Source organism: Bradyrhizobium sp., from assembly GCF_004799405.1.
Taxonomy (GTDB): Bacteria; Pseudomonadota; Alphaproteobacteria; order Rhizobiales; family Xanthobacteraceae; genus Bradyrhizobium.
Genome location: NZ_SSMW01000009.1, coordinates 17390 through 41995 on the forward strand (window position 1 = coordinate 17390; position 24606 = coordinate 41995).

The 24606-nt window shown below is 63.4% G+C and carries 28 protein-coding genes and 1 pseudogene; 15 read left to right on the forward strand and 14 right to left on the reverse strand.

Going from position 1 to position 24606, the window contains the following annotated elements:
* Positions 1-65: 65 nt before the first annotated feature.
* Entirely contained in the window at positions 66-1994 is a 1929-nt protein-coding gene (gene thiC, locus E7813_RS02245) for a phosphomethylpyrimidine synthase ThiC (protein WP_291570424.1), read from the forward strand.
* 151 nt (positions 1995-2145) lie between these two features.
* On the opposite strand, the gene E7813_RS02250 is transcribed toward thiC, so the two are convergent.
* Positions 2146-2439 carry a copper-binding protein gene (locus E7813_RS02250; protein WP_291570426.1) on the reverse strand — a complete coding sequence of 98 codons (294 nt, stop codon included), beginning with the start codon at positions 2437-2439 and terminating at the stop codon, positions 2146-2148.
* A 56-nt stretch (positions 2440-2495) separates the two neighbouring features.
* Positions 2496-2936 carry a hypothetical protein gene (locus E7813_RS02255; RefSeq protein ID WP_291570428.1) on the reverse strand — a complete coding sequence of 147 codons (441 nt, stop codon included), beginning with the start codon at positions 2934-2936 and terminating at the stop codon, positions 2496-2498.
* Positions 2937-3081: 145 nt separating this feature from the next.
* Here E7813_RS02255 and E7813_RS02260 point away from each other — a divergent pair.
* Positions 3082-3461: pseudogene (locus E7813_RS02260) on the forward strand (RidA family protein).
* 5 nt (positions 3462-3466) lie between these two features.
* Here E7813_RS02260 and E7813_RS02265 read toward each other — a convergent pair.
* The gene (locus tag E7813_RS02265; protein ID WP_291570430.1) at positions 3467-3940 is read right to left on the reverse strand and encodes a hypothetical protein; all 474 of its coding nucleotides are present in this window, start codon (positions 3938-3940) and stop codon (positions 3467-3469) included.
* Between the two features lie 113 nt (positions 3941-4053).
* On the opposite strand from E7813_RS02265, the gene E7813_RS02270 reads away from it, so the two are divergent.
* From E7813_RS02270 to E7813_RS02280, 3 genes are all read left to right on the forward strand, one after another.
* A complete protein-coding gene (locus E7813_RS02270; protein ID WP_291570432.1) occupies positions 4054-4824 on the forward strand; it encodes an SDR family oxidoreductase in 771 nt (256 codons plus the stop codon).
* A gap of 143 nt (positions 4825-4967) precedes the next feature.
* Positions 4968-5216, forward strand: a complete 249-nt coding sequence (locus E7813_RS02275; RefSeq protein ID WP_291570434.1) for a helix-turn-helix domain-containing protein — start codon at positions 4968-4970, stop codon at positions 5214-5216.
* A 105-nt stretch (positions 5217-5321) separates the two neighbouring features.
* Positions 5322-6494 (forward strand): cytochrome P450, encoded by a 1173-nt coding sequence (locus tag E7813_RS02280; RefSeq protein ID WP_291570436.1) that lies wholly within the window; start codon positions 5322-5324, stop codon positions 6492-6494.
* A 41-nt stretch (positions 6495-6535) separates the two neighbouring features.
* Here E7813_RS02280 and E7813_RS02285 read toward each other — a convergent pair whose 3' ends face one another.
* The gene (locus E7813_RS02285) at positions 6536-6802 is read right to left on the reverse strand and encodes a DUF2277 domain-containing protein (RefSeq protein WP_291570438.1); all 267 of its coding nucleotides are present in this window, start codon (positions 6800-6802) and stop codon (positions 6536-6538) included.
* Between the two features lie 92 nt (positions 6803-6894).
* On the opposite strand from E7813_RS02285, the gene E7813_RS02290 reads away from it, so the two are divergent.
* Genes E7813_RS02290 through E7813_RS02300 form a run of 3 tightly spaced genes read left to right on the forward strand, consistent with a single transcriptional unit; the run spans position 6895 to position 8123 of the window.
* Positions 6895-7140: a DUF2188 domain-containing protein gene (locus E7813_RS02290; protein ID WP_291570516.1), complete on the forward strand. Its 246-nt coding sequence runs from the start codon at positions 6895-6897 to the stop codon at positions 7138-7140.
* A 21-nt stretch (positions 7141-7161) separates the two neighbouring features.
* The gene (locus E7813_RS02295) at positions 7162-7509 is read left to right on the forward strand and encodes an MmcQ/YjbR family DNA-binding protein (RefSeq protein WP_291570440.1); all 348 of its coding nucleotides are present in this window, start codon (positions 7162-7164) and stop codon (positions 7507-7509) included.
* A gap of 8 nt (positions 7510-7517) precedes the next feature.
* Positions 7518-8123, forward strand: coding sequence for a pyridoxamine 5'-phosphate oxidase family protein (locus E7813_RS02300; protein ID WP_291570518.1), 606 nt, complete (start codon positions 7518-7520; stop codon positions 8121-8123).
* 64 nt (positions 8124-8187) lie between these two features.
* Here E7813_RS02300 and bfr read toward each other — a convergent pair whose 3' ends face one another.
* Positions 8188-8685, reverse strand: a complete 498-nt coding sequence (gene bfr / locus E7813_RS02305) for a bacterioferritin (RefSeq protein ID WP_291570442.1) — start codon at positions 8683-8685, stop codon at positions 8188-8190.
* Positions 8686-8822: 137 nt separating this feature from the next.
* On the reverse strand, positions 8823-9086 hold the full coding sequence (locus E7813_RS02310) for a (2Fe-2S)-binding protein (RefSeq protein ID WP_291570520.1): 264 nt from the start codon (positions 9084-9086) through the stop codon (positions 8823-8825).
* Positions 9087-9415: 329 nt separating this feature from the next.
* Between E7813_RS02310 and E7813_RS02315 the strand changes: the two genes are divergently transcribed.
* Both E7813_RS02315 and E7813_RS02320 read left to right on the forward strand, forming a co-directional pair.
* A complete protein-coding gene (locus tag E7813_RS02315; RefSeq protein ID WP_291570444.1) occupies positions 9416-9742 on the forward strand; it encodes a hypothetical protein in 327 nt (108 codons plus the stop codon).
* Between the two features lie 284 nt (positions 9743-10026).
* Positions 10027-10302 carry a hypothetical protein gene (locus tag E7813_RS02320; RefSeq protein WP_291570446.1) on the forward strand — a complete coding sequence of 92 codons (276 nt, stop codon included), beginning with the start codon at positions 10027-10029 and terminating at the stop codon, positions 10300-10302.
* Positions 10303-10368: 66 nt separating this feature from the next.
* On the opposite strand, the gene E7813_RS02325 is transcribed toward E7813_RS02320, so the two are convergent.
* Positions 10369-11595, reverse strand: coding sequence for a lytic murein transglycosylase (locus E7813_RS02325; protein ID WP_291570449.1), 1227 nt, complete (start codon positions 11593-11595; stop codon positions 10369-10371).
* Between the two features lie 6 nt (positions 11596-11601).
* Complete coding sequence (gene ettA / locus E7813_RS02330; protein WP_291570450.1) at positions 11602-13251, reverse strand: energy-dependent translational throttle protein EttA; 1650 nt, start codon at positions 13249-13251, stop codon at positions 11602-11604.
* Positions 13252-13479: 228 nt separating this feature from the next.
* On the opposite strand from ettA, the gene E7813_RS02335 reads away from it, so the two are divergent.
* Positions 13480-13752 (forward strand): hypothetical protein, encoded by a 273-nt coding sequence (locus tag E7813_RS02335; protein WP_291570452.1) that lies wholly within the window; start codon positions 13480-13482, stop codon positions 13750-13752.
* A gap of 118 nt (positions 13753-13870) precedes the next feature.
* Positions 13871-14830, forward strand: a complete 960-nt coding sequence (locus E7813_RS02340) for a D-2-hydroxyacid dehydrogenase family protein (RefSeq protein WP_291570454.1) — start codon at positions 13871-13873, stop codon at positions 14828-14830.
* Between the two features lie 18 nt (positions 14831-14848).
* On the opposite strand, the gene E7813_RS02345 is transcribed toward E7813_RS02340, so the two are convergent.
* Entirely contained in the window at positions 14849-16039 is a 1191-nt protein-coding gene (locus E7813_RS02345) for a L,D-transpeptidase (RefSeq protein ID WP_291570456.1), read from the reverse strand.
* A 356-nt stretch (positions 16040-16395) separates the two neighbouring features.
* On the opposite strand from E7813_RS02345, the gene E7813_RS02350 reads away from it, so the two are divergent.
* Complete coding sequence (locus E7813_RS02350) at positions 16396-17130, forward strand: hypothetical protein (protein WP_291570459.1); 735 nt, start codon at positions 16396-16398, stop codon at positions 17128-17130.
* A gap of 8 nt (positions 17131-17138) precedes the next feature.
* Here the strand turns inward: E7813_RS02350 and sseA are convergent, their stop codons facing one another.
* From sseA to E7813_RS02365, 3 genes are all read right to left on the reverse strand, one after another.
* Positions 17139-17999: a 3-mercaptopyruvate sulfurtransferase gene (gene sseA / locus E7813_RS02355; protein WP_291570461.1), complete on the reverse strand. Its 861-nt coding sequence runs from the start codon at positions 17997-17999 to the stop codon at positions 17139-17141.
* 143 nt (positions 18000-18142) lie between these two features.
* Entirely contained in the window at positions 18143-18556 is a 414-nt protein-coding gene (locus tag E7813_RS02360; RefSeq protein WP_291570462.1) for a rhodanese-like domain-containing protein, read from the reverse strand.
* A 58-nt stretch (positions 18557-18614) separates the two neighbouring features.
* The gene (locus E7813_RS02365) at positions 18615-19790 is read right to left on the reverse strand and encodes a VWA domain-containing protein (protein WP_291570465.1); all 1176 of its coding nucleotides are present in this window, start codon (positions 19788-19790) and stop codon (positions 18615-18617) included.
* Positions 19791-20021: 231 nt separating this feature from the next.
* Here E7813_RS02365 and E7813_RS02370 point away from each other — a divergent pair, with 231 nt between their 5' ends.
* Positions 20022-20864 carry a MoxR family ATPase gene (locus E7813_RS02370; protein ID WP_291570466.1) on the forward strand — a complete coding sequence of 281 codons (843 nt, stop codon included), beginning with the start codon at positions 20022-20024 and terminating at the stop codon, positions 20862-20864.
* A 17-nt stretch (positions 20865-20881) separates the two neighbouring features.
* Positions 20882-22159, forward strand: coding sequence for an acyltransferase (locus E7813_RS02375; RefSeq protein ID WP_291570468.1), 1278 nt, complete (start codon positions 20882-20884; stop codon positions 22157-22159).
* A 48-nt stretch (positions 22160-22207) separates the two neighbouring features.
* Here E7813_RS02375 and E7813_RS02380 read toward each other — a convergent pair whose 3' ends face one another.
* Positions 22208-22966 (reverse strand): DUF4239 domain-containing protein, encoded by a 759-nt coding sequence (locus E7813_RS02380; RefSeq protein ID WP_291570470.1) that lies wholly within the window; start codon positions 22964-22966, stop codon positions 22208-22210.
* Positions 22967-22973: 7 nt separating this feature from the next.
* Positions 22974-24596: a GMC family oxidoreductase N-terminal domain-containing protein gene (locus E7813_RS02385; RefSeq protein WP_291570472.1), complete on the reverse strand. Its 1623-nt coding sequence runs from the start codon at positions 24594-24596 to the stop codon at positions 22974-22976.
* Positions 24597-24606: the final 10 nt, after the last annotated feature.

Sequence of the window (24606 nt, forward strand, 5' to 3'; positions counted from 1 at the left end):
GGATTCCGGACCGGACCGCTTCGCGGTCCGTCCGGAATGACGAACAACTATAACAGGAGGAACCCATGAACATCCGCTCCAACCCCGACACCACGCTTCCCGCCGTGACGACCGGCCCGCTGCCGGCATCGCGAAAAATCTGGGTTACGCCGGATGAGGCGCCCGACGTGCGGGTGCCCTTGCGCGAGATCATGCTCAGCGAAGGCGCGGGCGAGCCCAACCTTCCGGTCTATGACACCTCAGGCCCCTACACCGATCCGGCCGTGACCATCGACGTCAATGCCGGCCTGGCGCGCAACCGCATCGCCTGGGTCAAGGAGCGCGGCGGCGTCGAGGAGTATCAGGGGCGCGAGATCAAGCCGGAAGACAACGGCAATGTCGGCGCCTCGCATGCCGCGAAATCCTTCACCGCGCACCACCGGCCGCTGCGCGGCGTCGGCGACCACATGATCACGCAGCTCGAGTTTGCCCGCGCCGGGATCATCACCAAGGAGATGATCTACGTCGCTACCCGCGAGAATCTCGGGCGTAAAGTGCAGCTGGAGCGCGCCGAGGCAGCGCTGGCCGACGGCGAAAGCTTCGGCGCCTCGGTGCCGGCCTTCGTCACCCCGGAATTCGTGCGCTCGGAAATTGCGCGTGGACGCGCGATCATCCCCTGCAACATCAACCACGGCGAGCTGGAGCCGATGATCATCGGCCGCAACTTCCTCACCAAGATCAACGCCAACATCGGCAACTCCGCCGTGACTTCGTCGGTGGAGGAGGAAGTCGACAAGATGGTGTGGGCGATCCGCTGGGGCGCCGACACCGTGATGGACCTCTCGACCGGGCGCAACATCCACACCACCCGCGAATGGATTCTTCGCAATGCGCCGGTCCCGATCGGCACCGTGCCAATCTACCAGGCGCTGGAGAAGTGCGACGGCGATCCGGTCAAGCTGACCTGGGAGCTCTACCGCGACACGCTGGTCGAACAATGCGAACAGGGCGTCGACTACTTCACCATCCACGCCGGCGTGCGGCTGCCCTACATCCACCTCACCGCCAACCGCGTCACCGGCATCGTGTCGCGCGGCGGCTCGATCATGGCGAAGTGGTGCCTGGCGCACCACAAGGAGAGCTTCCTCTACACGCACTTCGAGGACATCTGCGACCTGATGCGTCAATACGACGTGTCGTTTTCATTGGGAGACGGCCTGCGTCCGGGCTCGATCGCGGACGCCAACGACCGCGCGCAATTCGCCGAGCTCGAGACGCTGGGCGAGTTGACGCAGATTGCGTGGAAGAAAGGCTGCCAGGTGATGATCGAAGGCCCCGGCCATGTGCCTCTGCACAAGATCAAGATCAACATGGACAAGCAGCTCAAGGAATGCGGCGAGGCGCCGTTCTATACCTTGGGGCCGCTGACCACCGACATCGCGCCGGGCTACGACCACATCACCTCCGGCATCGGGGCGGCCATGATCGGCTGGTTCGGCTGCGCGATGCTGTGTTACGTCACGCCAAAGGAGCATCTCGGCCTGCCCAACCGCGACGACGTCAAGGTCGGCGTCATCACCTACAAGATCGCGGCGCACGCCTCCGATCTCGGCAAGGGCCACCCCGCAGCCCAACTGCGCGACGACGCGCTAAGCCGCGCGCGGTTCGATTTCCGCTGGGAGGACCAGTTCAACCTCGGCCTCGATCCGGAAACCGCGCGGCTCTATCACGATGAGACGCTCCCGAAGGAAGCGCACAAGGTGGCGCATTTCTGCTCGATGTGCGGCCCGAAATTCTGCTCGATGAAGATCACGCAGGACGTGCGGGACTATGCCGCGACGCTGAACGATCCGAACTCGGTGGGTCTGTCGATCAATGGCGTACTTGAGGACGGCTTGCCCGCCGAAGCCATAGCGAAGGCGGGCATGGCCACCATGAGCGCCAAGTTCAAGGAGATGGGGAGCAGCGTGTATCTCGATGCGGAGAAGGTGAAGGAGAGCAATCGGGTGTTGTGAGAAGCACCCTCACCGCGTCATGCCCGGGCAAAAGCGCGAGGCGCGTCTTCGCGCTGGATGACCCGGGCATCCATCTGAAACAAGAGCCGGGCGAAAGCCCGGCTTTTCGTTTGAAGCCGCGGATTCGATCAGCGCAGCGTAATCCGCCAGCCTACTGCCGCTCGATCTTGGTAACCGTCTTCTTCCCGCCGCTCTCGGTGACGGAAACCGTCACCCTGTCGCCGGCGTGGATTTTCTCCAAGAGGTCGTCGGATGCCTTGAATTGCTGCTCGGTGGCGCCGCCGGTGCTGGCGCCGACCGTGCCGCTTTGCGGCTGCGCAATGGCGATGGTGCCGCTGATCCGGTCGATGGTGGTCACCGTTCCCGTCACCGTCTGCTGGGCGCATGCCAGCGAAGACATGCCGAGCAGCAGAGACGTTGTCAGAACAAGCTTTGCCAGTTTCATCGAAACCTCCCGGTTTTCGGATGTCTGGAACAAGCCGCGCCGGGTGGATTGGTTCCCTACTTCAGCGTGATCGCCAGCCCGCTGAGGTCGGCATTGGCCATCAGCCCGACCTGCTGCCCGGACAGTTCCAGCACCGCGCCCTTCTGGTTGGTCAGGACGATCGCGCGGGCGCCGCTGCCGACCGCGAGGCCGGCACCCGCCGCGCCATAGACGCCGGCGACGTCAGACGGGCGGTTGATGTTCCTGACCCGGCCGACCAGCATCGTCTTCGAGCCGCCGAAAACGAGGCCATAGTCCAGCCCGCCGGCCGTCAGCGGGTAGCTGCGCCCGCGAAAATTCAGCCAGCCGCCGCCGCCGGAGCCGCCGATGATCCAGCCCGCCTTGTAGATCGTCAGCGACACGGTTCCCTCCTCGGCACGGGCCGCGGAGGACAGCGATGCGCCGGCGAAAGCCGCCAGTGCTACCAGCGCAACACGAAGGGCGGATGAGATTTTCATGGGGCAAGTCTCCCTGGAATTGGTGAGCAGGCGTCTTGAGAGCAGGTCGCGGCGCGGAATTGAGTCGCGCTTTGGGGATTGTAACCGATGGGCCGGACCGGCAAAGAATATTCGCATCCCGAAAAACACCCCTCAGGAGTGACCGATGTCCCCGATCCAGCACTTCGCCGCACCATCCGGCATCAAAACCCCGCCGCTGTCGTTCGCCGCGCGCACCGGTGACCTCCTGTTCATCCCGGCTTCGACGACAAGGGCGAACTTCCCGACGGTTTTGAGGCGCAATTCGCCCTTGTGGTGAGCAACATCAAGCGCGTGCTCGACGAGGCCGGCGCCAGCTTTCGCGATCTGGTCAAGGTCAACGTGCTGCTGACGCGCGCCTCCGACGTCGCTCCGATGAACGCGCTGTACGCGTCGGCATTCGGGCCCGCGCCCTATCCCGCCCGCACCACCTGCGTGGTGCAGGCGTTGCCCAATCCAAAGATGCTGATCGAAATCGAGGGGGTGGCGTCGCTGGCCGGGCGATAGCCCCCTCACCGCTCCTTCATCAGCGCTTCCTGCGCCGCGGACAGCGCCACGAACTCGCTGGCGTCGCCGCCGGCGTCGGGATGCGCGGTCTTGACCGCGCGCTTCCAGGCCCGATGGATCTCGGCGCGCGCGAGGCGGCGGCCGAGCGGCAATCCCAATAGCTGGCGATAGCGCGCCTCCTCGGTCAACGGCTTCGGCGCGCTGTCGCGGCGGCCGAACGTTCCGGCATCGAGCGCGCACAACACGTCGCGGATGACGCTGAAGCGGCCGCGCGCTTCATCCTTGGTGCTGCGGTCGGCATTTTCGAGCGCGGCATTGCGCAGGCTCGGCAGCGCCTCCGCTGCCGCCTGTCGCAGCGCGGTCTCGGCACAAAGGGTGAAGATCTCGGCGGCGAGCCGCCCGGCCTCGCGAAAATCGAGCGCAGCGGCCGACCACAGCCGCTCGACATCGAGTTTCCATTCCATCGCTTGCCGGTTCATGCGCGCACCCGAGTCGAACATTGCCACAATGCGGGTGTGCGCTTTGCGTTTCCGATCCGGCGATTTTGAATTAAGTTGTCCGGAAGACCAAAACCAAAGCAGAGGAAACAGCCATGCCCGGCCTTCTTAAGGAACACATCGCGGTCGTCACCGGCGCAGGCTCCGGCATCGGGCGCGCGATCGCGCTCGGCTATGCCCGCGAGGGCGCCGAAGTCGTGCTGCTCGACATCAACGGCAAAGCCGCGGAAGACGCAGCGCAGGAGATCCGCGATGCCGGGGGGGCTGCGGCGAGTTTCGCGCTCGACGTCACCCGGCATGAGGATTGCGTCGCGATCGCCAAACGCGTCGCCGAACAGGTCGGGCCGGTGTCGATCCTGGTCAACAATGCCGGCATCGCGCGGCGCAACGGCATGCTCGGCGCCACCGATGCCGTGATCAAGGACTGGCAGGACGTCATCGCGATCAACCTCACCGGCGTCTTCAACGCGACCCAGGCGTTTCTGGAATCCCTGCGCGCCACCAAAGGGCGCATCGTCAATATCGGCTCGATCCAGTCGTTCGTTCACATCCGCCAGCCGAGTTCGCCGGCCTATACCGCCTCCAAGCACGGCGTGCTGGGCTTCACCAAAGCGCTTGCGGTCGAACTCGGCAAGCATGGCGTGCGCGTCAATGCGATCGGTCCCGGCTTCATCGAGACGCCGCTGAACGCCGGCACGCGCGCCAACAATCCGGACGCGGTGAAGATGTTCATCGACCACACCCCGCTGGGCCGCGCGGGCAAGCCGGAGGACATCGTGGGGCCTGCGATCTTCCTTGCCTCGGATCTGTCGGCCTATGTCACCGGATCGATCGTGATGGCGGATGGCGGCTACCGGGCAGTTTGATGTGACGGCCGGGTTCCATGACCGCCGGCCCGCGCCGTTAACACTCCATTAACCAAATCGTCTCACCCTTTGACCGGCAGGGGTTTGTTCATTCGCGATGATTCCGCATCCGGTCAGGATGCGGATTTGATCGGGAGGTGTTGATGACCCATGAGTCTCCTGCTTTGCCGCCGGGCGTTCCGCATCCGCTGACCCCGACCGAAGTGGTGCCGTTGCTGATCGGGTCGACCGTCGACGAGGTCGAGCGCGAACTGATGCTGCAGACGCTGGCGCGCTGCGACGGCAACCGCACCCGCGCCGCCCGCGTGCTCGGCGTCTCCGTCCGCACCCTGCGCAACAAGATCCGGCAATATTCGGCCGAAGGAATCGACGTGCCGGAGCATACCGACTGACGCTCGCGCGCTGGAGAGCCTGCAAAACCGGTATCCCGTTTCGTACAAACCGCGTTAATCTGCGCGCCAGCCGGGCAGCAAGCCCCGGGTGGAGCAGAACGCGCCATGTCCAACGCCCCGCATTTCGACATCGACGTATCGGCGTTCTGGGCCGATCCCTATCCCGACCTCGCCAGGATGCGCAAGGACGCGCCGATCGCGTTCGTGCCGCAACTGGCATCGACGATCTTCACGCGGCGCGACGATATTTTCGTGTCGGAAAAACGCATCGACGTGTTTTCGTCGCACCAGCCGGCAGGGTTGATGAATACGCTGATGGGCCACAACATGATGCGCAAGGACGGCGAGGCGCATATGTCGGAACGCGCGGCGATGTTTCCATCCGTTTCGCCGCGCACCGTGCGCGACACCTGGAGCCGGCAGTTCCAGGCCCATGCCGACCGCATCCTCGACGACCTCGCGCCTTGCGGCCGCGCCGATCTCTGCAAGGCGTTCGCGCTGCCGCTGTCGGCCGAATGCCTGAAGGACATCACCGGCCTCACCAACATGCGCTACCAGGACATGGACGCATGGTCGCAGGCGATGATCGACGGCATCGCCAACTACACCGGCAACAAGGAGGTTGAAGCGCGCTGCCACGCCGCCACCGCCGGCATCGATGCGGCGATCGACGACATGATTCCGGTGGTGACCAAGCATCCCAACAGCTCGATCCTCAGCGTGCTGCTGGCGGCAGGCATGCCGATGGCAAGCGTGCGCGCCAACATCAAGCTGGCGATCTCGGGCGGGCAGAACGAGCCGCGCGACGCCATCTCCGGCACGGTCTGGGCGCTGCTGACGCATCCCGAGCAGCTCGCGCTGGTACAGGACGGCAAAGCGAAGTGGATCGACGTGTTCGAGGAATATGCACGCTGGATCGCGCCGATCGGGATGTCGCCGCGCCGGGTGGCGAAACCGTGGTCCTATCGCGGCGTCGATTTCGAACCGGAGGACCGCGTGTTCTTCATGTTCGGCTCGGCCAATCGCGACGAGGCCTGCTTCCTCAATCCTGACGATTTCGACATCACCCGCGATACCAGCAAGAGCATCGCATTCGGCGCCGGTCCGCATTACTGCGCCGGCGCCTTTGCCTCGCGCGCGATGGTCGCCGACGTGGCGCTGCCCGGCATTTTCGCGCGGCTGAAGGGGATACGACTCGATGTAACCGAGCCGGTGCGGATCGGCGGCTGGGCATTCCGCGGCCTGCTCAATCTGCCGGTGCTGTGGGACACCGCGTAGACCGCGCGGCCCCGCACGATTGCTGGCGCGGCCCGCAAGCCTCAGCCAAACCTCAGCCGCGACCGCTCGCGGGCCTTTTCGGCCTCGATCTCGCGGTCGCGCGAGGGCGCGTGGGTATGAAGCGACGCCAGCAGTGTTCGCGCCGAGGCGGATACTTCGGCGACGGCGAGGTCGAACGCCGCTTCATTGGCCTGCGACGGCTTGTTGAAGCCCGAAAGCTTTCTCACGAATTGCAGCGCGGAGGCGCGGATTTCTTCCTCGGTCGCGGGCGGCTCGAAGTTGAACAGCGTCTTGATGTTCCGGCACATTGATCTTCTCCTTTGCCCATCGCCGCCTATTTTGGCATAGAATGGGGGTCGCGTTCACCCCGCATTTTCGCGCCAACCAGCGAGTTCCCCTGATGTCCCACGTCACCTATAAAATCGTTCAACATGACGGCGGCTGGGCCTACACCGTCGACGGCGTGTTTTCGGAAGCCTTTCCGACCCATGCCGCGGCCCTTGCCGCCGCGAGAAACGCGGCCACGGAACAGCGGGTACCTGGCCGCACCGAGGCGATCGAATACGAAACCGCCGACGGCAAGTGGCACACCGAAACTGCCGCCGGCAGCGACCGCCCCGACACCGATGTCGAGGACCAGGCCTAGCAGACTGCGCCACGGCGGCCGATGGAGAGCGGTCGCGTCAAAAGCGGGAGCGCCATGTCATCGAACCGGTTTCGCCGGATCGCATTGAGTCTCCCCGGGACGAGCGAGGCCTCGCACCACGGGCATCCGGATTTTCGCGCCGGCAAACGTGTCTTCGCGACGCTGGGCTATCCGGACGACGGCTGGGGCATGGTGAAGCTGACGCCGGAACAGCAATCCATGCTGGTCGAGGCGGAGCCTGCAATCTTCCGTCCGGTGCCGGGCGGATGGGGCAAGCGCGGCATGTGCAGCGATAAAGGGTGGCTGCCCCGAGACCGCGATGATATCCTCGCCCAATCACGACGCACCATGCCGGGAGACGGCCTTTGACCGAACCTGTGAACGAACTCGCCGCCGACGATCTCAAGACGATCTACCCAAAGCCGTCGCCGCGCGTGATCGCGAAGGCGCGTCCGGAGATCGACGCGCACGCGAAAAAATTCATTGCGATGTCGCCATTCTGCGTTCTGGCGACGTCGGGTTCCGACGGCAGCGTCGATGCCTCGCCGCGCGGCGGCAATCCCGGATTTGTCCACGTCGCCGGGCCGAACCGGCTGCTGATGCCCGATCGCAGCGGCAACAACCGGATCGACAGTTTCAAGAACATCGTCGAGGGCTCGGGCTTCGTGCAGTTGATCTTCTTCGTGCCGGGCATCGACGAGACGCTGCGGGTCGGCGGCAAGGGCAAACTGTCGGCGGAGCCGGAGTTGCTGGCATCGATGGAGGAGTTCGGCAAACCGCCACGCGCGGTGCTGAGCATCAGCGTGCACGAGGCGTATTTCCATTGCGGCAAGGCGCTGATGCGCTCGAAGCTGTGGTCGGCGGAGACGCGGGTTGAACGCACAGTGCTGCCGAGCATCAGCCAGGTGATCCACGAGCAGACCGGGCTCGGCGAACCGGAGCCCCAGGCCGAGGTCGAGGCGCGCTACAGGACGCAGTTGTAGGGATTGTCTCCACCCTCCCCCTGGAGGAGGAGGGTAGGAAGGACGACCTGCACGACGTGCCGGCTCAAGCTTTGGGGTCGAATTCGCTTTCGAGCCCGCCGACATGCTTCTGGGTGTAAAGCTCGATCCCGATCCGCCCGATCAGATCAAGCTGGGTCTCGAGGAAATCGATGTGGTGCTCCTCGTCCTTCATCAGGCTTTCGAACAGGTCGCGCGAGACGTAGTCCTTGACGCCGTGACAGTAGGTTGCACCTTCCTGATAGAGCGCTCGCGCGCCGACCTCGGCGGCAAGGTCGCACTCGATGATTTCCTTGACGTTCTGTCCGATCCGCAAGGGATCGAGCACCTGCATGTTGGGGAAGCCGTCGAGGAACAGGATCCGGTCGGTGAAGCGGTCGGCGTGGTTCATCTCCTCGATCGATTCCTTGCGCCAGGTCTTGGCCATCTCCAGCAAGCCCCAGTGATTGAGCAGGCGAAAGTGCAGCCAGTATTGATTGATGGCGGTGAGTTCGCTGCGCAGACCCTTGTTGAGGTAGTCGATGACTTTGGGGTCGCCCTGCATGGTGCACTCCGGCGGTTGAGGCCATTTGAGCTGGCCAACTTAATTTAGAATGCTTCTAAATCAGATTGCGGACAGGAGCAAGCTTTCGGCCACAGAAGCCGGGGAACCTCAACAAAAGCCGCGGGATCTTCAGGTTTTCAGGAAACGGCGAGCGCGAACTCGGCGTGGACATGCGGTTCTGCGCCGGCCTGGCTGTGCGGGCATCCGGCGCAGCAGGCTTTGGCACAAGCGCCGAGGGCCTCATCGATGATGCTCTTGAGGGTCCGGGCGCACCGGCCGCATTCGGCGCTGCAGCCGAGGCAGCCGTAGATCTGCTTAGCGTTGCGGGGAAGATCCTCCGCCGCGTGGACGGCGCTGCGGACATCGTGGTCGCTAAGGACGTGGCAGGAACAAACGATCATATCGGCGGCGGACCCATCGGGAGGAAACCGAGGCCATCGATATTTAAGACCACGGCCGGATGCAAAAGGAAAATCCGCCTTTTCAAGTGATTCCAAATTGATCTCGATCAACGCCGGCCGCTTTTTTGCGAATCCCGTCCCCACGCTGCTCATCATTTCCTTTCGGCAAACGGCAGGAACACCCGATTGTGCGCCGCAAAAACGCCGTGGGACGGTCAAACTCCGCGGCTAAATGTGGCGGGATCGTTCATTGATCATTCAAGGGAAATGTGGAACTTTCGCTGCACAAACTGCTTATTCGCTGTCCTTCCAATGAGAAAGGTGAAGCCATGAGGAAAACATTGGTGGCACTCGCGGCCGTCGCAACCTTGGCTGTTTCGGCTGTGGCGGCGCCGGCCCATGCCCAACGCGGCCTCGGTGCAGCCGTTGCCGGCGGAATCATCGGCGGAGCCATCGTCGGCGGTGCGCTTGCGGCGCCCTATGCATACGGGCCCGGCTACTACGGTCCCGGCTATTACGGACCCGGTTACGGCTATTACGGCGGCCCTGCCTATGTCGCGGCGCCTGTTCCATATGATGATGGCTGTGTCTGGCAGCGGCAGCGGTTCTGGGACGGCTATGCCTGGCGGATTCGCCGCGTGCGGATTTGCGGCTGATCCAGCCTGACCTGGCTTCGAATGGAACAAGCGTTCCGGAAACCATCTGCGTTTCCGGAACGTTTTGCTGAATGTTGCCAGGAGCGTGCTTGTGCCGAACAGGCGCGGGTAACCGAAAAAAACCGCTTTTTGGGCCATTAGCTTCAGCGTGTTTGCTTGGACGTTTACTTGGAATTGACTGTTGTGCGCTTCTTTCCAGCGAAACGGCCAGTTTTGATTACGGCGTGCGAGTCACCTTAAACCCGGCGCTGACTTGAGGCGCCAACTCCAGGAGAGCCCAAGACATGAAGAAGACATTTGCTGCCTTCGTCGCGGTCGCAGCGATCGCCGCCGGTTCGCTGACCGCTACACCCGCAAGCGCACAGCGCGGCCTCGGCGCGGCTGTCGCCGGCGGAATCATCGGCGGCGCGATTGTCGGCGGAGCCATCGCGGCCAGCCGGCCGGCCCCCGTTTATGTGGAAGAAGCCCCGCCCCCGGGCTGCGTCTGGCGCACGCAACGCTATTGGGACGGCTACAACTGGAATTTCCGCCGCGTGCCGTTCTGCCCGCAGCCTTACTGATCCCGCGCCCAGTTCAACGCGCCTGATTTTGAAAACCCGGCCGATGCTTCGGCCGGGTTTTATGTTTCAGCGCGCCGCGCTCAGCGAACGCAGCACCGCTTCGCTGGGCCAGCAATCCACCTTGAGCCCGGCTGACTTCTGATAGGCCCCGAGCGCGGCGCGGGTCAGCATTCCGGCCTTGCCGTCGAGCTTGTCGCTGTAGAGGCCGAGGCGCGTGAGCTGGCGCTGCATCGCTTCGACATCCTTGCTGCGCAGCTGCGTCGAGGCCGACCATGGCGTCGCGAACGGCTGCGGGCTCGTCATGCGATCGCTGAGGTGGCCGACGAACAAAACATACAGATCCGAAAAATTATATTCCTTGATGACGAAATAGTTCTTGGTCGCCAGAAACGCCGGGCCATAGACGCCCTCGGGCTGCAGCAATGAGGCCGGCTGCGCCTGTTCGGCGGCGCCGAGCTGTTGTCCGCGTACCGGCACGAAGCCCAGCCGCAACCATTCGCCGAGCGGTTTTGTCACTTCCGGCACGCCTTGCGTGCAATCGACGCCGGCAGGCGCGCGCACTTCATAGGCCCAGCGCACGCCCGGCTGCCAGCCCTTGTTGACGAGCTGCTGGGCGGCCGAGGCCAGCGCATCCGGCACCGAATGCCAGATGTCGGGATGGCCATCGCCGTCGAAGTCGACGCCGTGCTTGTAGAACTCCGACGGCAGGAACTGGGTGAGGCCGGTGGCGCCGGCCCACGACGCGCGCATGTCCTTGCGCGTCACATCGCCCTCGCCGATGATCTTGAGCGCCAGGATGAACTCGTTGCGATACTGATCCTTGCGCCGGCCGACATAGGCCTGCGTCGCCAGCACGCGCACGGCATCGTAAGGCAGCGTGTAGCGGCCGTAATCGGTTTCGCGGCCCCAGATCGCCAGCACGACGCTGGCGGGCACGCCGAAGCGCGCCTCGATCGCGGTCAGCGCGGCGCGGTATTTCCGCATCAGCCGCTGCCCCTCTTCCGCCAGCCGCGCGATGCTGGCTTCCTTGATATAGTCGGCCGGCACCTGGACGAATTCGGCCTGCGAAGGCGCGCCGGTGGCGGGACGTCCGGGCAGGATCAGATCGGGCAGTTTGTAATCCGGCTCGAGGCCGCGGGTTTCGGCATCGAACGTCGCGCGCGAAACGCCCGCCGCTTGCGCCTCCGGCCACAGCGAGGCGATGAACTGTGTGAAGCCGGCATCGGCGGCGCGGGCGGGATGCAGCCCACAGAGAACGACGATCACCGCGACAATGAACGTCGACCTGTTCATATTAAATCACCGCGTCAGCTTCTTGTACTTGAGGCGGTGCGGGATGATGGAATCCTGGCCCAGCCGGCGCATCTTGTCTTTTTCATAATCCTGGAAATTGCCCTCGAACCATTCGACGTGGCTGTCGCCCTCGAACGCCAGGATATGGGTGGCGATGCGGTCGAGGAACCAGCGGTCATGGCTGATGATCACAGCGCAGCCTGCGAAATCCTCCAGCGCCTCTTCCAGCGCGCGCAGCGTATCGACGTCGAGATCGTTGGTCGGCTCGTCGAGCAGCAGCACGTTGGCGCCGGACTTGAGCATCTTGGCCAGATGCACGCGGTTGCGCTCGCCGCCCGACAGCGAACCCACTTTCTTCTGCTGGTCGGCACCCTTGAAATTGAACGACGAGCAATAGCCGCGCGAATTGACCTCGCGCTTGCCGAGCAGAATGAGTTCGTTGCCGCCGGAAATTTCCTCCCACACGGTCTTCTTGCCGTCGAGGCTGTCGCGGGACTGGTCGACATAGCCGAGATGCACGCTCTCGCCGACCGTGATGGTGCCCTTGTCCGGTTTCTCCTGCCCGGTGATCATCCGAAACAGCGTGGTCTTGCCGGCGCCGTTGGGGCCGATCACGCCGACGATGCCGCCGGGCGGCAGCTTGAAGGTGAGATCGTCGATCAGCACGCGCTCGCCGAAGGCTTTGCTCAGGCCCTCGAAGTCGACCACGTTCTGGCCGAGCCGCTCGGCCACCGGAATTGTGATCTGCGCGGTCTGGGTCTGCTTTTCGCTGGCCTGTTTCAAGAGTTCTTCGTAGCGCTGGTAGCGCGCCTTGGATTTGGCCTGGCGCGCCTTTGGCGAGGCCGCGATCCATTCCTTTTCGCGCTCCAACGTGCGTTGATGCGCGGCGTCCTCGCGGCCTTCCTGCGCGAGACGCTTTTGCTTTTGCGACAGCCAGGCGGTGTAGTTGCCCTCGTAGGGAATGCCCTTGCCGCGGTCGAGTTCGAGAATCCAGCCCGTGACGTTATCGAGGAAATAGCGGTCATGGGTGACAATCAGGATCGCGCCGGGATAGTTGCGCAGATGCCCTTCCAGCCATGACACCGACTCGGCGTCGAGATGGTTGGTCGGCTCGTCCAGCAGTAACAGGTCCGGCTGGTCGAGCAGCAGCCGGCACAGCGCGACGCGGCGGCGCTCGCCGCCGGAGAGTTTTGTCACATCGGAATCGTCCGGCGGGCAGCGCAGCGCATCCATCGCCTGATCGACCTTGCTGTCGAGATCCCACAGGCCGGCGGCCTCGATCTCGTCCTGCAATTTGGTCATCTCGTCGGCGGTCTCGTCGGAATAGTTCATCGCCAGTTCGTTGTAGCGATCGAGGATCGCCTTCTGCTTGGCGACGCCCATCATGACGTTCTCGCGCACCGTCTTGGCGGCGTCGAGTTGCGGTTCCTGTTCAAGGTAGCCGACCCGGGCGCCCTCGGCGACCCAGGCCTCGCCATTATATTCCTTGTCGAGGCCAGCCATGATCCGCAGCAGCGTCGATTTGCCGGAGCCGTTGACGCCGAGCACGCCGATCTTGGCGTCGGGATAGAACGACAGATTGACGTTATCGAGCACCTTCCGGGTGGGGTAGCTCTTGGTCAAACCTTGCATGAAATAGACGAACTGACGGGCCATCGCGATCCCTGAAAACGAGAGGATTTATGGAAATTTGCTGCCGCTGATGTAGCGGCGCGGCCCGCAAAGGGCAACCGGGCGATTAAGATTCAGGAAAGGTTGACGGCGGCAAGTCCGCCGATCCCGACAATGAGAACCGCTTTTTAATAAATCCGGTCCGAGACTGCCTCGATAACCACTGAAAGGCGACCTTCCGACAGAAGTCGCCAGGTAGAAGGCAGGCCCGTCATGGCAACCATCGCTTCTTCATCCGCCTCACCGCTGGCGCACCGTCAGCCGCCTGAGTCCGGCTTCCTCGCCGAAGTCCGGGCATTCTGGCGCCTGTTCTTCGCCAGGGCATTCGATCCCTACCGGCCGGAACTGCATTACATGCGCGGTCCTGGTCCGGCCTGGCGCGCCAGGCATGTGGCGGTGTCACCCGCGGTCCAATCGATGGTCGCCGAAATCCGGGCCGCCAAGACTCTCGGCCCCTCCACTCCCGGCCCCTCCGCCCCTCTATAATAATAGCCGTCACTTTTGTGGCGCCGGCGCTTGCACGCGCACGGATTGCGCGCGACCATGGACCATCCCCGGCGGCGAAATCAAAAAGCCGCCTTCACTTCACCGGATGGATCTCGCCATGACGCGGCTGCGCTGTGCAATTCTCGATGACTACCTGAAGCTGGCTCTGGAGGTCGCGGACTGGTCGAAGGTCGGCGATCGCGTCGATGTCACGGTGTTCAGCGAGCCGTTCGCTTCGCCGGAGGCCGCAGTCAGCGCGCTGAAGGATTTCGAGATCATCTGCGCGATGCGCGAGCGCACGCCGTTTCCGCGCGCCTTGTTCGCGGCCTTGCCCAAACTGAAGCTGCTGGTCACCTCCGGGATGCGCAACGCCGCGATCGACATGGAAGCCGCCAAGGACCACAAGGTGGTGGTATGCGGCACGCAATGGAGCCGCGATCCCACCGCACCGCTGACGATGGGCCTGATCCTGGAGCTGACCCGCAACATCGGCCGCGAGAACGCCCGCATGCATGCCGGCGAACCGTTGCAGAAATTCGTCGGCATCGAGATCGAGGGACGGACGCTCGGGGTGATCGGCCTCGGCAAGCTCGGCAGCAAGGTTTCGGCGATGGCGAAAGCGTTCGGCATGAACGTGATCGCATGGAGCCCGAACCTGACGCCGGAGCGCTGCAAGGAGGTCGGCGTCGGCTACGCCAGCAAGGAAGAATTGTTCTCGACCGCCGATATCGTCACCATCCACGTGGTGCTGGGCCCGCGTTCGCGCGGACTGGTCGGAGCCGCCGATCTGGCGCGCATGAAGCCGACCAGCTATCTCGTCAACACCGCGCGCGGGCCGATCGTCGACGAAGCCGCGTTGCTGGCAACCATGCAGCAGAAGAAGATCGCAGGTGCTGCGATCGACGTTTATTCGGTCGAGCCGCTGCCGGTCGATCATCCCTTCCGCAAGCTCGACAACATGGTACTGACGCCGCATCTCGGTTACGTCACCGAGGAAAGCTTCCGCAACCACTACAAGCAGATGGTCGAAGGCATCGACGCCTGGTTCAAAGGCGAGCCCAGGCACAGGTTGGCGTAAGCCCGGAGTTGGAGATAGCTACCTTACCGTCACCGGCGCGGGCAGCGGCGGCACCACGGTCGGTCCGGCACCTGGAACACCGGCCGGCGGCATCGGCGGGCCGGCATTCGGTCCGGGCACCGGCTGCGCCGAAGCGGTTGTGGTTCCCGGCGGCGGACCACCCGGAAGCACGACCACGCGGGTGCCGACCTTGACGCGATCGAACAGGTCCGACACATCCTCGTTCAGCATGCCGATACAGCCGGACGAAACGAACTTGCCGATCGTCGAGGGCTGGTTGGTGCCGTGGATGCGATAGACGGTGGAACCAAGATACATCGCCCGCGCGCCCAGGGGATTGCCGGGGCCGCCGGCCATGAAGCGCGGCAGGTAGGGCTGGCGGTCGATCATTTCCGGCGGCGGATGCCAATCCGGCCATTCGGCCTTGCGCGAGATCTTCTGCACGCCGGTCCAGGTGAAGCCGTCGCGGCCGACGCGGACGCCATAACGGATCGCCCGCCCGCCGCCCAGCACGTAGTAGAGATAGGTGTTCGGGGTATCGACGATCAGCGTTCCCGGCGGCTCCTTGGTGGCGAGGGCGACTTCCTGCCGGCGCAGGTTCGGCGCGAGTTGCGCAGGAGCGACCTCCGGCTGTTCGTCCGGCGGCAGCGCGGACAGCACCATCGGCCTGCCGTCGGCCCCCTGGGGAGGCTGCACGGTTCCGGTGACGCCGGTCGGAGCCCCGATCGCCTCTGGCGGCCGCGGACCGCGATTGTCGTCGTTGGGATAAACGATCCCCGCGCCCGGAATACGATGATCGCCGCCATTGTCCGAATAGGCCGGTTGCGGCTGGCCGGGACGGTTCGAATAAATCACGGGAGGCGGTCCGTCGGGCCGGCCGTAACGGGGGTCATCCGGCGAAAGGATCGGGCCCAGTGGAGCGCCCCGGTCGGAATAAACCGGCGGCCCCGGGGGCGACAGCGCGGTCGAACCCAGGCCATTCGGCGCATCGTCGTCTTCCAGCGCATCGAAATCCGGCGTGGCCGGAGCGCGCCGATAGTCGGCGGGATAGCCGGCGGGCGGATATGGCGGCGGCGCCGGCGAATACACCGGACCGGGAGGAGCTACCTGATAGCCCTGTTGAGCCTGGGCAGGCGAGGTTCCCGCTGAGCCTGCCGCCAAAACCGCGGTCAATGCAGCGCACATCGTCAGAATGCGTTTGATCATCATCGCTCTTGTATAGTCCCCAAGCCGACACCGGACCGTTAACGGGCAGATGGCCGAAGATAGCGGCGCATTCAAGACAAATCCCGCGAATTCGAGCCGGATTTGGCCATTTTTTAGTGATCGGGAAGCAGCGTTGCAGCTAAGCCTCACGGTTAAGAAAATGTTTTCAAACACCCCTCCGGTGACGCACGCCGCCGATTTTTAACAAACGCCGGGGAAGCCGTTGCGGTATTCTAAAGCAGCCTGATTCGCTGCGCGCTGGCGGTGTCCGCTGCGTCGCGAACGCGGCCAGATTCTGTGGTCACCGCGTTCCCGATGGCTCCAAGGCCTTTGCCGATGCGAAGGCGGAACTCGCGTTTATGCTTCCCGGCCTCCGTTTTCTGTTCGCCGCGATCATGTTGTCGATGTCGATGCTGGTCTTCGGACTCGGCGCTGCGGCATTGCTGCGCGCCGCGCATCAAGAGTTCGCCGTCAATCCATCCTGGCATGCGACCCCCGAAACGATGTTCGCGCAGCGAGGCGATGCCGCGAGACCTGTGCTGGCGATGATGCGCGTCGACGATACGCCGGCTGCCAAGCAACCGCCGTCGGATGGTGTTGCCGCGACGGCACCGGCCGAGCAGGCGCCCATGGAGGCGACGCCGGCTGAAAAGATTGCCGCGCTGAAGCCTGAGGATTCACCGCCGCCCGAAACCGCTAAACCTCAAATCCCGATTGAGGCGGCATCACCATCAAGCGACGTGGCACCGGCGCCGGTCGCTTCCGCCATCGAAACCGAGACCGCGGCGGTGTTGTCTTCGGCAAGTGCGCCGACGCCGACACCGCTTGTACAGGCGACATCGCCTGAACAAGCGAACGCAACCAAATCGCAGGACACCGGCGGCGCCTCGACCAGGATCGCCACACGGGGTGGTTCACCCGTCGCCGTCGAGCCGGGTTCCGGCACCAGGCCTGAGGGAAAAACCGTCAAAATCAAGAAGCGCAAGCACCCGCGTCGGACGGTCCATCGCCACAGGCTCGCACCGGGCGCTCGCGTAGCCGGACAAACGCTGCAGCCGGCCGCCAACCCGTTCGCGCAACCAACCAACCAGTGACGTGGCGGTCAGGCCGGACCGGTTGCGACCGGCGGCCCGTCGGGCAGCCCCCATTCCGACCATGAGCCGTCATAAAGGGCGCTGCCGCGCACCCCGAGCCGGTACAGCGCCAGCGTCACCACCAGCGCGGAGACGCCGGAGCCGCAGGTTGTGACGATCGGTTTTGTCGTGTCGACGCCGGCGCCGTTGAAAATGCGGCGAAGTTCTTCCAGCGGCTTCATCGCGCCGGTCGCCGCGTCGAACAATTCGGCGTAAGGCACGCTGCGGCTGCCCGGGATGTGACCGGAGCGCAATCCGGGCCGCGGCTCGGCGACGGTCCCTTCGAAACGCGGACGCGGGCGGGCATCGACCAGTTGTTCGGCGTGCGTTTCCAGATTACGGACCAGTTGCTGCTGGCTGCGGACGTAGCTCGGATCAAATTTGGCCCGGAATTTTCCAGGCTTCGGCGTGACCTTTCCGGAATGCGTCGGACGCCCCTCGCGCAGCCATTTCTTCAGGCCGCCATCGAGTATCTTCACATTGGAATGGCCGAACGACAGGAACATCCACCACGCCCGCGGGGCGGCAACCCAGCCGCCTGAATCGTAGGCGACTACCGTATCGCCGGAAGAAATTCCAAGTGCGGATATGTCGCGCGCGAACTGCGCCGCATCCGGATACATATGCGGCCGCGGATCGCTGTGGTCGGATACGGCATCGACGTCGAAGAACACCGCGCCCGGAAGATGCGCCCCGAGATAGTCGTCCAGCGGCAGCGGCAGCACGCCGGGTAACTTGAAGGATGCGTCGATGATCTTGACCCTGGGATCGTCGAGACGGGCGGCAAGCCAATCGGTGGAGACCAGCGGATCGTCGACGGATGATGTCATGTACCAGTCTCCTTGGTCGTCCTTCGGCGACGCGCCGTTCGGCGCGGGCCCCGGATGTGCAATTGCACGTCGAGGCGAACTCGCTCACGTCGTTCGCGCCCCGGAATGACGAAGCAAGTGGCTTCGCCGCCGCCGTCCCGACGCTAATCCTTCTTCTTCGGCTCGACCTTCTCGGTCGGGCCGCCGGCGTCGCGCCAGGCGGCAAAGCCGCCGGCGATATGCGCGACCGGCTTTAACCCCATGTCCTGCGCGGTTTTCGCCGCCAGCACCGAACGCAAGCCGCCGGCGCAATGAAAGATAAATTTCTTGTCGCTCTGGAAGATCGGCTTCGCATAGGGGCTCGCCGGATCGATCCAGAATTCCAGCATGCCGCGGGTGCAGGCGAACGCGCCCGGAATCCGGCCGTCACGCTCGATCTCGCGGGGATCGCGGATGTCGACGATCACGACGTTATCGTCCTTCGCGGCCTTGATGGCCTCGGCCGCGCTCAGCGTTTCGACCTCTTTGTCGGCTTCATCCATCAGTGCCTTGATGCCGTGGTGAATGGTCGGGGGCATTTTTCCAGCCTTTCAGTTGCGCCATTCGAGGTGGTCCGACCCAAAATGACGACGTTACCTAGCGCACCAGTTCCTTCATCGCGCCTTCAAGACCTTCGATCGTGATCGGAAACATGCGCTCCGAAAACAGCCGGCGGATGAGGGTGGTGGATTCCGAATAGTCCCAGTGCCGTTGCGCCACCGGATTGAGCCACACCGCGTGCGGATAGGTGCGGGTGACGCGCTCGAGCCAGACCGAGCCCGCCTCTTCGTTGACATGCTCGACCGAACCGCCCGGCACCATGATCTCGTAGTGCGACATCGAGGCATCGCCGACGAACACCACCTTGTAATCATGCGGGTATTTGTGCAGCACATCCCAGGTCGGGGTGCGGTCGGTGAAGCGCCGCCGGTTCTGCTTCCAGACGCCCTCATAGAGGCAGTTGTGGAAGTAGAAATATTCCATGTGCTTGAATTCGGTCTTGGCCGCCGAGAACAGTTCCTCGACCTGCTCGATATGCGAATCCATCGAGCCGCCGATGTCGAAGAACACCAGCACCTTGACCGCGTTGCGCCGCTCCGGGCGCATATGCACGTCGAGATAACCCTGATTGGCGGTTTGCCTGATGGTGGTGTCGAGGTCGAGTTCATCGGGGGCGCCGGTACGGGCGAATTTGCGCAACCGCCGCAACGCGATCTTGATGTTGCGGATGCCGAGTTCGACGTTGCCGTCGAGATCCTTGAACTCGCGGCGATCCCACACCTTTACCGCACGGAAATTGCGGTTCTTCTCCTGGCCGATACGGATGCCCTCGGGATTGTAGCCTTCGGCGCCGAACGGTGAGGTTCCCGCCGTGCCGATCCACTTGTTGCCGCCCTGGTGCCGGCCCTTCTGCTCTTTCAGCCGCTGACGCAGCGTCTCCATGAGCTTGTCCCAGCCCATCGCCTCGATCTGCTTCTTCTCTTCCTCGGTGAGATATTTCTCCGCGAGCTTCTTCAGCCACTCGGCGGGAATGTCCGCCTTCTCCATGGCGTCGAGCAGGCTTTCCAGTCCCTTGAAGACGGTACCGAACACGCGGTCGAACTTGTCGAGATTACGCTCGTCCTTCACCAACGAGGCGCGGGACAGATAGTAGAAATTCTCCACCGTCTGCTCGGCGAGATCGGCGTTGAGCGCCTCCATCAGCGTCAGATATTCGCGCAAGGTCACCGGGACCTGAGCGTCGCGCAGCGATGTGAAGAATTGCAGAAACATGATGTACAGTTTGCCATTGAGGAGGCTCCCGTCAAGGTCCCGTGACGCACGTCTGATGCCGCTTTGCCGGGTTGCTACCCGCAAAAGATCACCGGTCCGGCCTAGACCACCCCGTGAATTCAATTAAACTGGCCGGCGACCGCCGGGAAGGCGGTCGTTTCTTGTTTGCGGCATTCTCGTTCAAGCGGCGACATCCATTCCTGCAAGGAAAAACACAAGGCAAACTTTCCGATGAAATTTACCGGTACCAAGGACTACGTCGCCACCGATGACCTCAAGATCGCCGTCAACGCCTCGATCGTGCTCGAGCGCCCGCTGCTGATCAAGGGCGAGCCCGGCACTGGCAAGACCGTGCTGGCCGAGGAAGTCGCCAAGGCGATCGGCGCGCCGCTCCTGACCTGGCATATCAAATCCACCACCAAGGCCCAGCAAGGCCTCTACGAATACGATGCGGTGTCGCGGCTGCGCGACAGCCAGCTCGGCGACGCCAGGGTTTCCGACATCAGCAACTACATCAAGCGCGGCAAGCTGTGGGAAGCCTTCACCAACGAGAAACGCCCGGTGCTCTTGATCGACGAGATCGACAAGGCCGACATCGAGTTTCCAAACGACCTTCTGCTCGAACTCGACCGCATGGAATTCTTCGTTTACGAGACCGGCGAGAACATCAAGGCGAAACTGCGCCCGATCGTGATGATCACCTCCAACAACGAGAAGGAATTGCCCGACGCGTTCCTGCGCCGGTGTTTTTTCCATTACATCAAGTTTCCCGACGTCGACACCATGAACCGGATCGTCGACGTGCATTTTCCCGGCATCAAGAAGCGCCTGGTCGAAGAAGCGTTGCGGATCTTCTTCGAGGTGCGCGAGGTGCCCGGCCTGAAGAAGAAGCCGTCGACGTCGGAGCTGTTGGACTGGCTCAAGCTTTTGCTGAACGAGGACATGACGCCGGAAATGCTGCGGGAGCGCGACCCGCGCAAACTGATCCCGCCGCTGCACGGCGCGCTATTGAAGAACGAGCAGGACGTACATCTGTTCGAGCGGCTGGCGTTCCTGAGCCGGCGAGAGGTGTGAGTCGGGTTAGCCGAAATGTGAGAAGCCTCGGCGGAATGGTTCAGCCACAAGACGACATCGCACCAGTTCAAGACCGACCTGCCGCCTCCACCGGCAGCGATCGGATCTTGGGTGCGCTCGCCCGAACGACCGCAAGCGGGGAATTCATCCCGGCCGTCGATGGACTGCGCTTCATCGCAATCGCCGCCGTGGTTTTGCATCACATCACCGCCGAATACATCAAGCTCAGTCAGCGATTCGGCGTTGTCGATCTGCCAAGGCAGTGGTGGGAAGTGTTCCCCCAGTCCCCATTCCTGACCATCGGCTATGCCGGCCATTTTGGCGTGCCGCTGTTTTTCGTGATCAGCGGCTTTATTTTGGCGCTACCATACGTGCGTAGCCACGATTTCGGCGCCGCTGCGCCGAACATCTGGTCGTACTACCTGCGCCGCATTGTCCGGCTCGATCCCCCTTACATCATCAGCCTGCTGGTAGCGTTCGCAGTTATCAGCTTCACAAATATCGGATGGCGCGTGTTTTTTCCGCACCTGTGGGCCAGCATGCTCTATCTCCACGGCGCGATCTATGGCGAGGCGAGCTGGGTCAATGGCGTGGCCTGGTCGCTTGAGGTGGAGGTCCAGTTCTATGTTCTGGTCCCGTTGCTTTCGAAGTTTTTCGCGCTTCGGCCGATTTGGCTGCGCCGGATCACGCTGTTCGCGCTGATCCTCGGCTGGGCGTATGCCGTCGCGAACTCAATCATCTTCCAACAGACTCCGGCGCTCTCCGTCAGCATCGTCGGCCATCTGCAGTTCTTCCTCGCGGGGTTCTTGCTAGCCGATCTCTATTCACACCACCGCATCATCCGCAGTCTGGCCGGCGACCTGCTGGCGCTCGCAAGCGCTGCCGCCATCTATTGGATACTGACGCACGACTATGGACTCTATTATCTGACTCCGATCCTGATCGCGGCCATGTATGTTGGCGTTTGCAGCGGACAAATCGGCTATCGAATCGTTACGCAGCGCTGGATCGTGACGATCGGCGGGATGTGCTATTCGATTTACCTCTATCATTATCTCATCATCCACCTGTTCACGCCGCTTAGCGCCCGGCTGATGGACCGCACGCATGCTATCGGCCTCGAACTGCTACTGCAGGCTGTGGTCCTGATCCCGGCGATCCTGATCCTTTCGGCTTGCCTGTATCTCGGCGTTGAAAAGCCCTGCATGCAGATCAGCCGCTGGATCGGGAGGAAAACGCGAGGCGGTCAAGCGGCATCCGGCGCGATACCGCAGCCCGCGACGACGCCGTACTGACGGCGGAGTTCATGGACCGGCTCAAGCTTTTGCCGAACGAGGACATCATCAGTTCAGGGGCGCAAGCGCATTCCTGAGCAGTTCGCTGGATATCTGCATCAAGCCGGCAAACGGCTGGCTCAAATCCGCGATCAGGAACAGGCCGCTCGATACCGACAGCGCAAAGACCAGCAAGGCGGTCACGACGACCGCGCCCGGCTCGACGAACAGGCTGAAGCTTGTGAAGATCACCGTCAGCCAGAAGATCAAAATCAGCAGAAACGGCGTCATGATCGGGGTGTCGGAATCGGCGAACAACAGCAGCCGCGCATGCGCGATGTCGGCGCTCGCCTCCACGATGCGGGGCTTGAGCTCCCGCTGCGCGTCGTTATCAGGCGACAGCATCTCGATCGCATGGTGGAGCTGCTCGGCAACCGAGTTCGCAGAAAACGCGGTGCTCGGTGACGACGATGTCGTCTTCTCGCGCCATATCCGGTCCATCGCGGCGGGAACGGCCTGCCGCATCAGCTTGCGGACGCCGACCGCCTCCGGCCCATACTGCGCGAGCAACCGATCGGCCAGCACGATATTGGCGGCCAGTTGCCTGAAGTGCGCATCCTGCTGGTCATAGGAGTTCTTGGCGGAGGCAATCATCAAGCTGATGACCACCGCCGCCAGCGTTGCCAGCAGGCCGGCGCCGAGCCTGATGACTTCCTTGGTATCGCCGGAGAGGTGAAACGCGGGCAATCGGGCACGCAGCGTCATGCCGAGCACGACACCGGCCGCGATCGATGCAAACGAGATCAGAAAAATCCACCCGGATGTCACGGCACCCTCAATTGGCCGGCGCGTTGCGGCCGCGGATTAGATCGGAAGCCTTGTCGGCAATCATCAAGGTGGACGCATTGAGATTGGCCGAGATCATCCGCGGCATGATCGACGCATCGATCACGCGGAGGTTCTGCAGCCCGTGCACCCGCAGCTGGTCGTCGACCACCGCCCATGAACTGCCGGCCGGCCCCATGCGGCAGGTGCATCCGGGATGGAAGGTCGTGGTGCCGCGCTGGGTTGCCGCAGCAAGAAACTCGTCGTCGGATTGCACACCGGGCCCCGGAAAATCCTCATAGGCGTAATAGGGAGCAAGCGGCGCGGATGCCAATAGCCGCCGCGCCAGCTTCATGCCGGCCACCACGGTGCGCCGGTCGAGCTCCTCGGCCAGATAGTTGGTTTGAATGATCGGCGGCTCGAACGGATCGGCGGAACGGGCCCGGACATAGCCACGGCTTTCAGGCCGCTGCTGCCAGGACGCCACCGTCATGCCGGGCTGGTCCTCGAGCTGGCCCTGCACGCCTTCCTTGTAGCTCGCCGGCGTGAACGTCAATTGCAGGTCGGAGCTCTCGGTGGTCACGCCGGAGTGCCAGAAGCAGTAGACCATGGTCGGCGACAGCGAGAGCAGGCCGCGCCGGGTGGTGGCCCATTTGAGCGCCTCCAGCACCAGGCCGAGACCTTGCCTGCGCTCGTTGATGGTCCTGATGTTCTTGACGCGGGCGACCGAGCGCGGTGCGTAGTGATCCTGCAACCCCTCGCCGACGCCGGCCAGCGCGTGGCGCACCTCGATGCCGAGCGATTGCAGCAACGCCGGAGGTCCGACGCCGGACAATTGCAGCAGTTGCGGGGAGTTATAGGTGCCGCCGGCGAGGATCACTTCCTTGTTGGCGCGCACCTCGGTGACCGCGCCGCCCTTGCCGCCCCTGGCATAGCGCACACCGATCGCGCGCTTGCCCTCGAACATGATTCCGGTCGCATGCGCATGGGTCCGTACATGGACATTCGGCCGTTTCATCGCCGGATGCAGGAAAGCGGTCGCCGCGCTGACCCGCAGGCCATTTTTGATGGTGCGCTGGGCGTAGGACACACCCTCCTGGATGGCGCCGTTGTAATCCGGGTTGCGCGGAATCCCCAGGCTCATCGCGCCGGCCATGAAGGCTTCGCAGAGCGGATCCCGCCATTCCATGGTGGTGACGGTCAGGGCGCCGTCGCGCCCGCGAAACTCGTCGTCGCCCTCGCCGATCCGCCGCTCGATCCGCTTGAAATACGGCAGCACGTCCGGATAGCCCCAGCCGCGATTGCCGACTTGCGCCCAAGTGTCGAAATCCTGGCGCTGGCCGCGATTGTAGATGTGACCGTTGATCGAGGAGGATCCGCCGAGCGTCTTGCCGCGCGGCGCATAGATGCTGCGGCCGCCGGTATATGGTCCCGGTTCCTGCTGATAGGCCCAGTTGATGCTCTTCATGTGAAAGGTCTTGATGAAGCCGGCCGGCAGATGGATGTAGGGATGCCAGTCGCGGGGACCTGCCTCGAGCACGCAGATGCTGGTGCCAGCGTCTTCGCTCAGCCGGTTGGCGAGCACGCTTCCGGCGGAGCCCGCGCCGATGATGACATAGTCGAATGTATCCATGAGTTTTGGT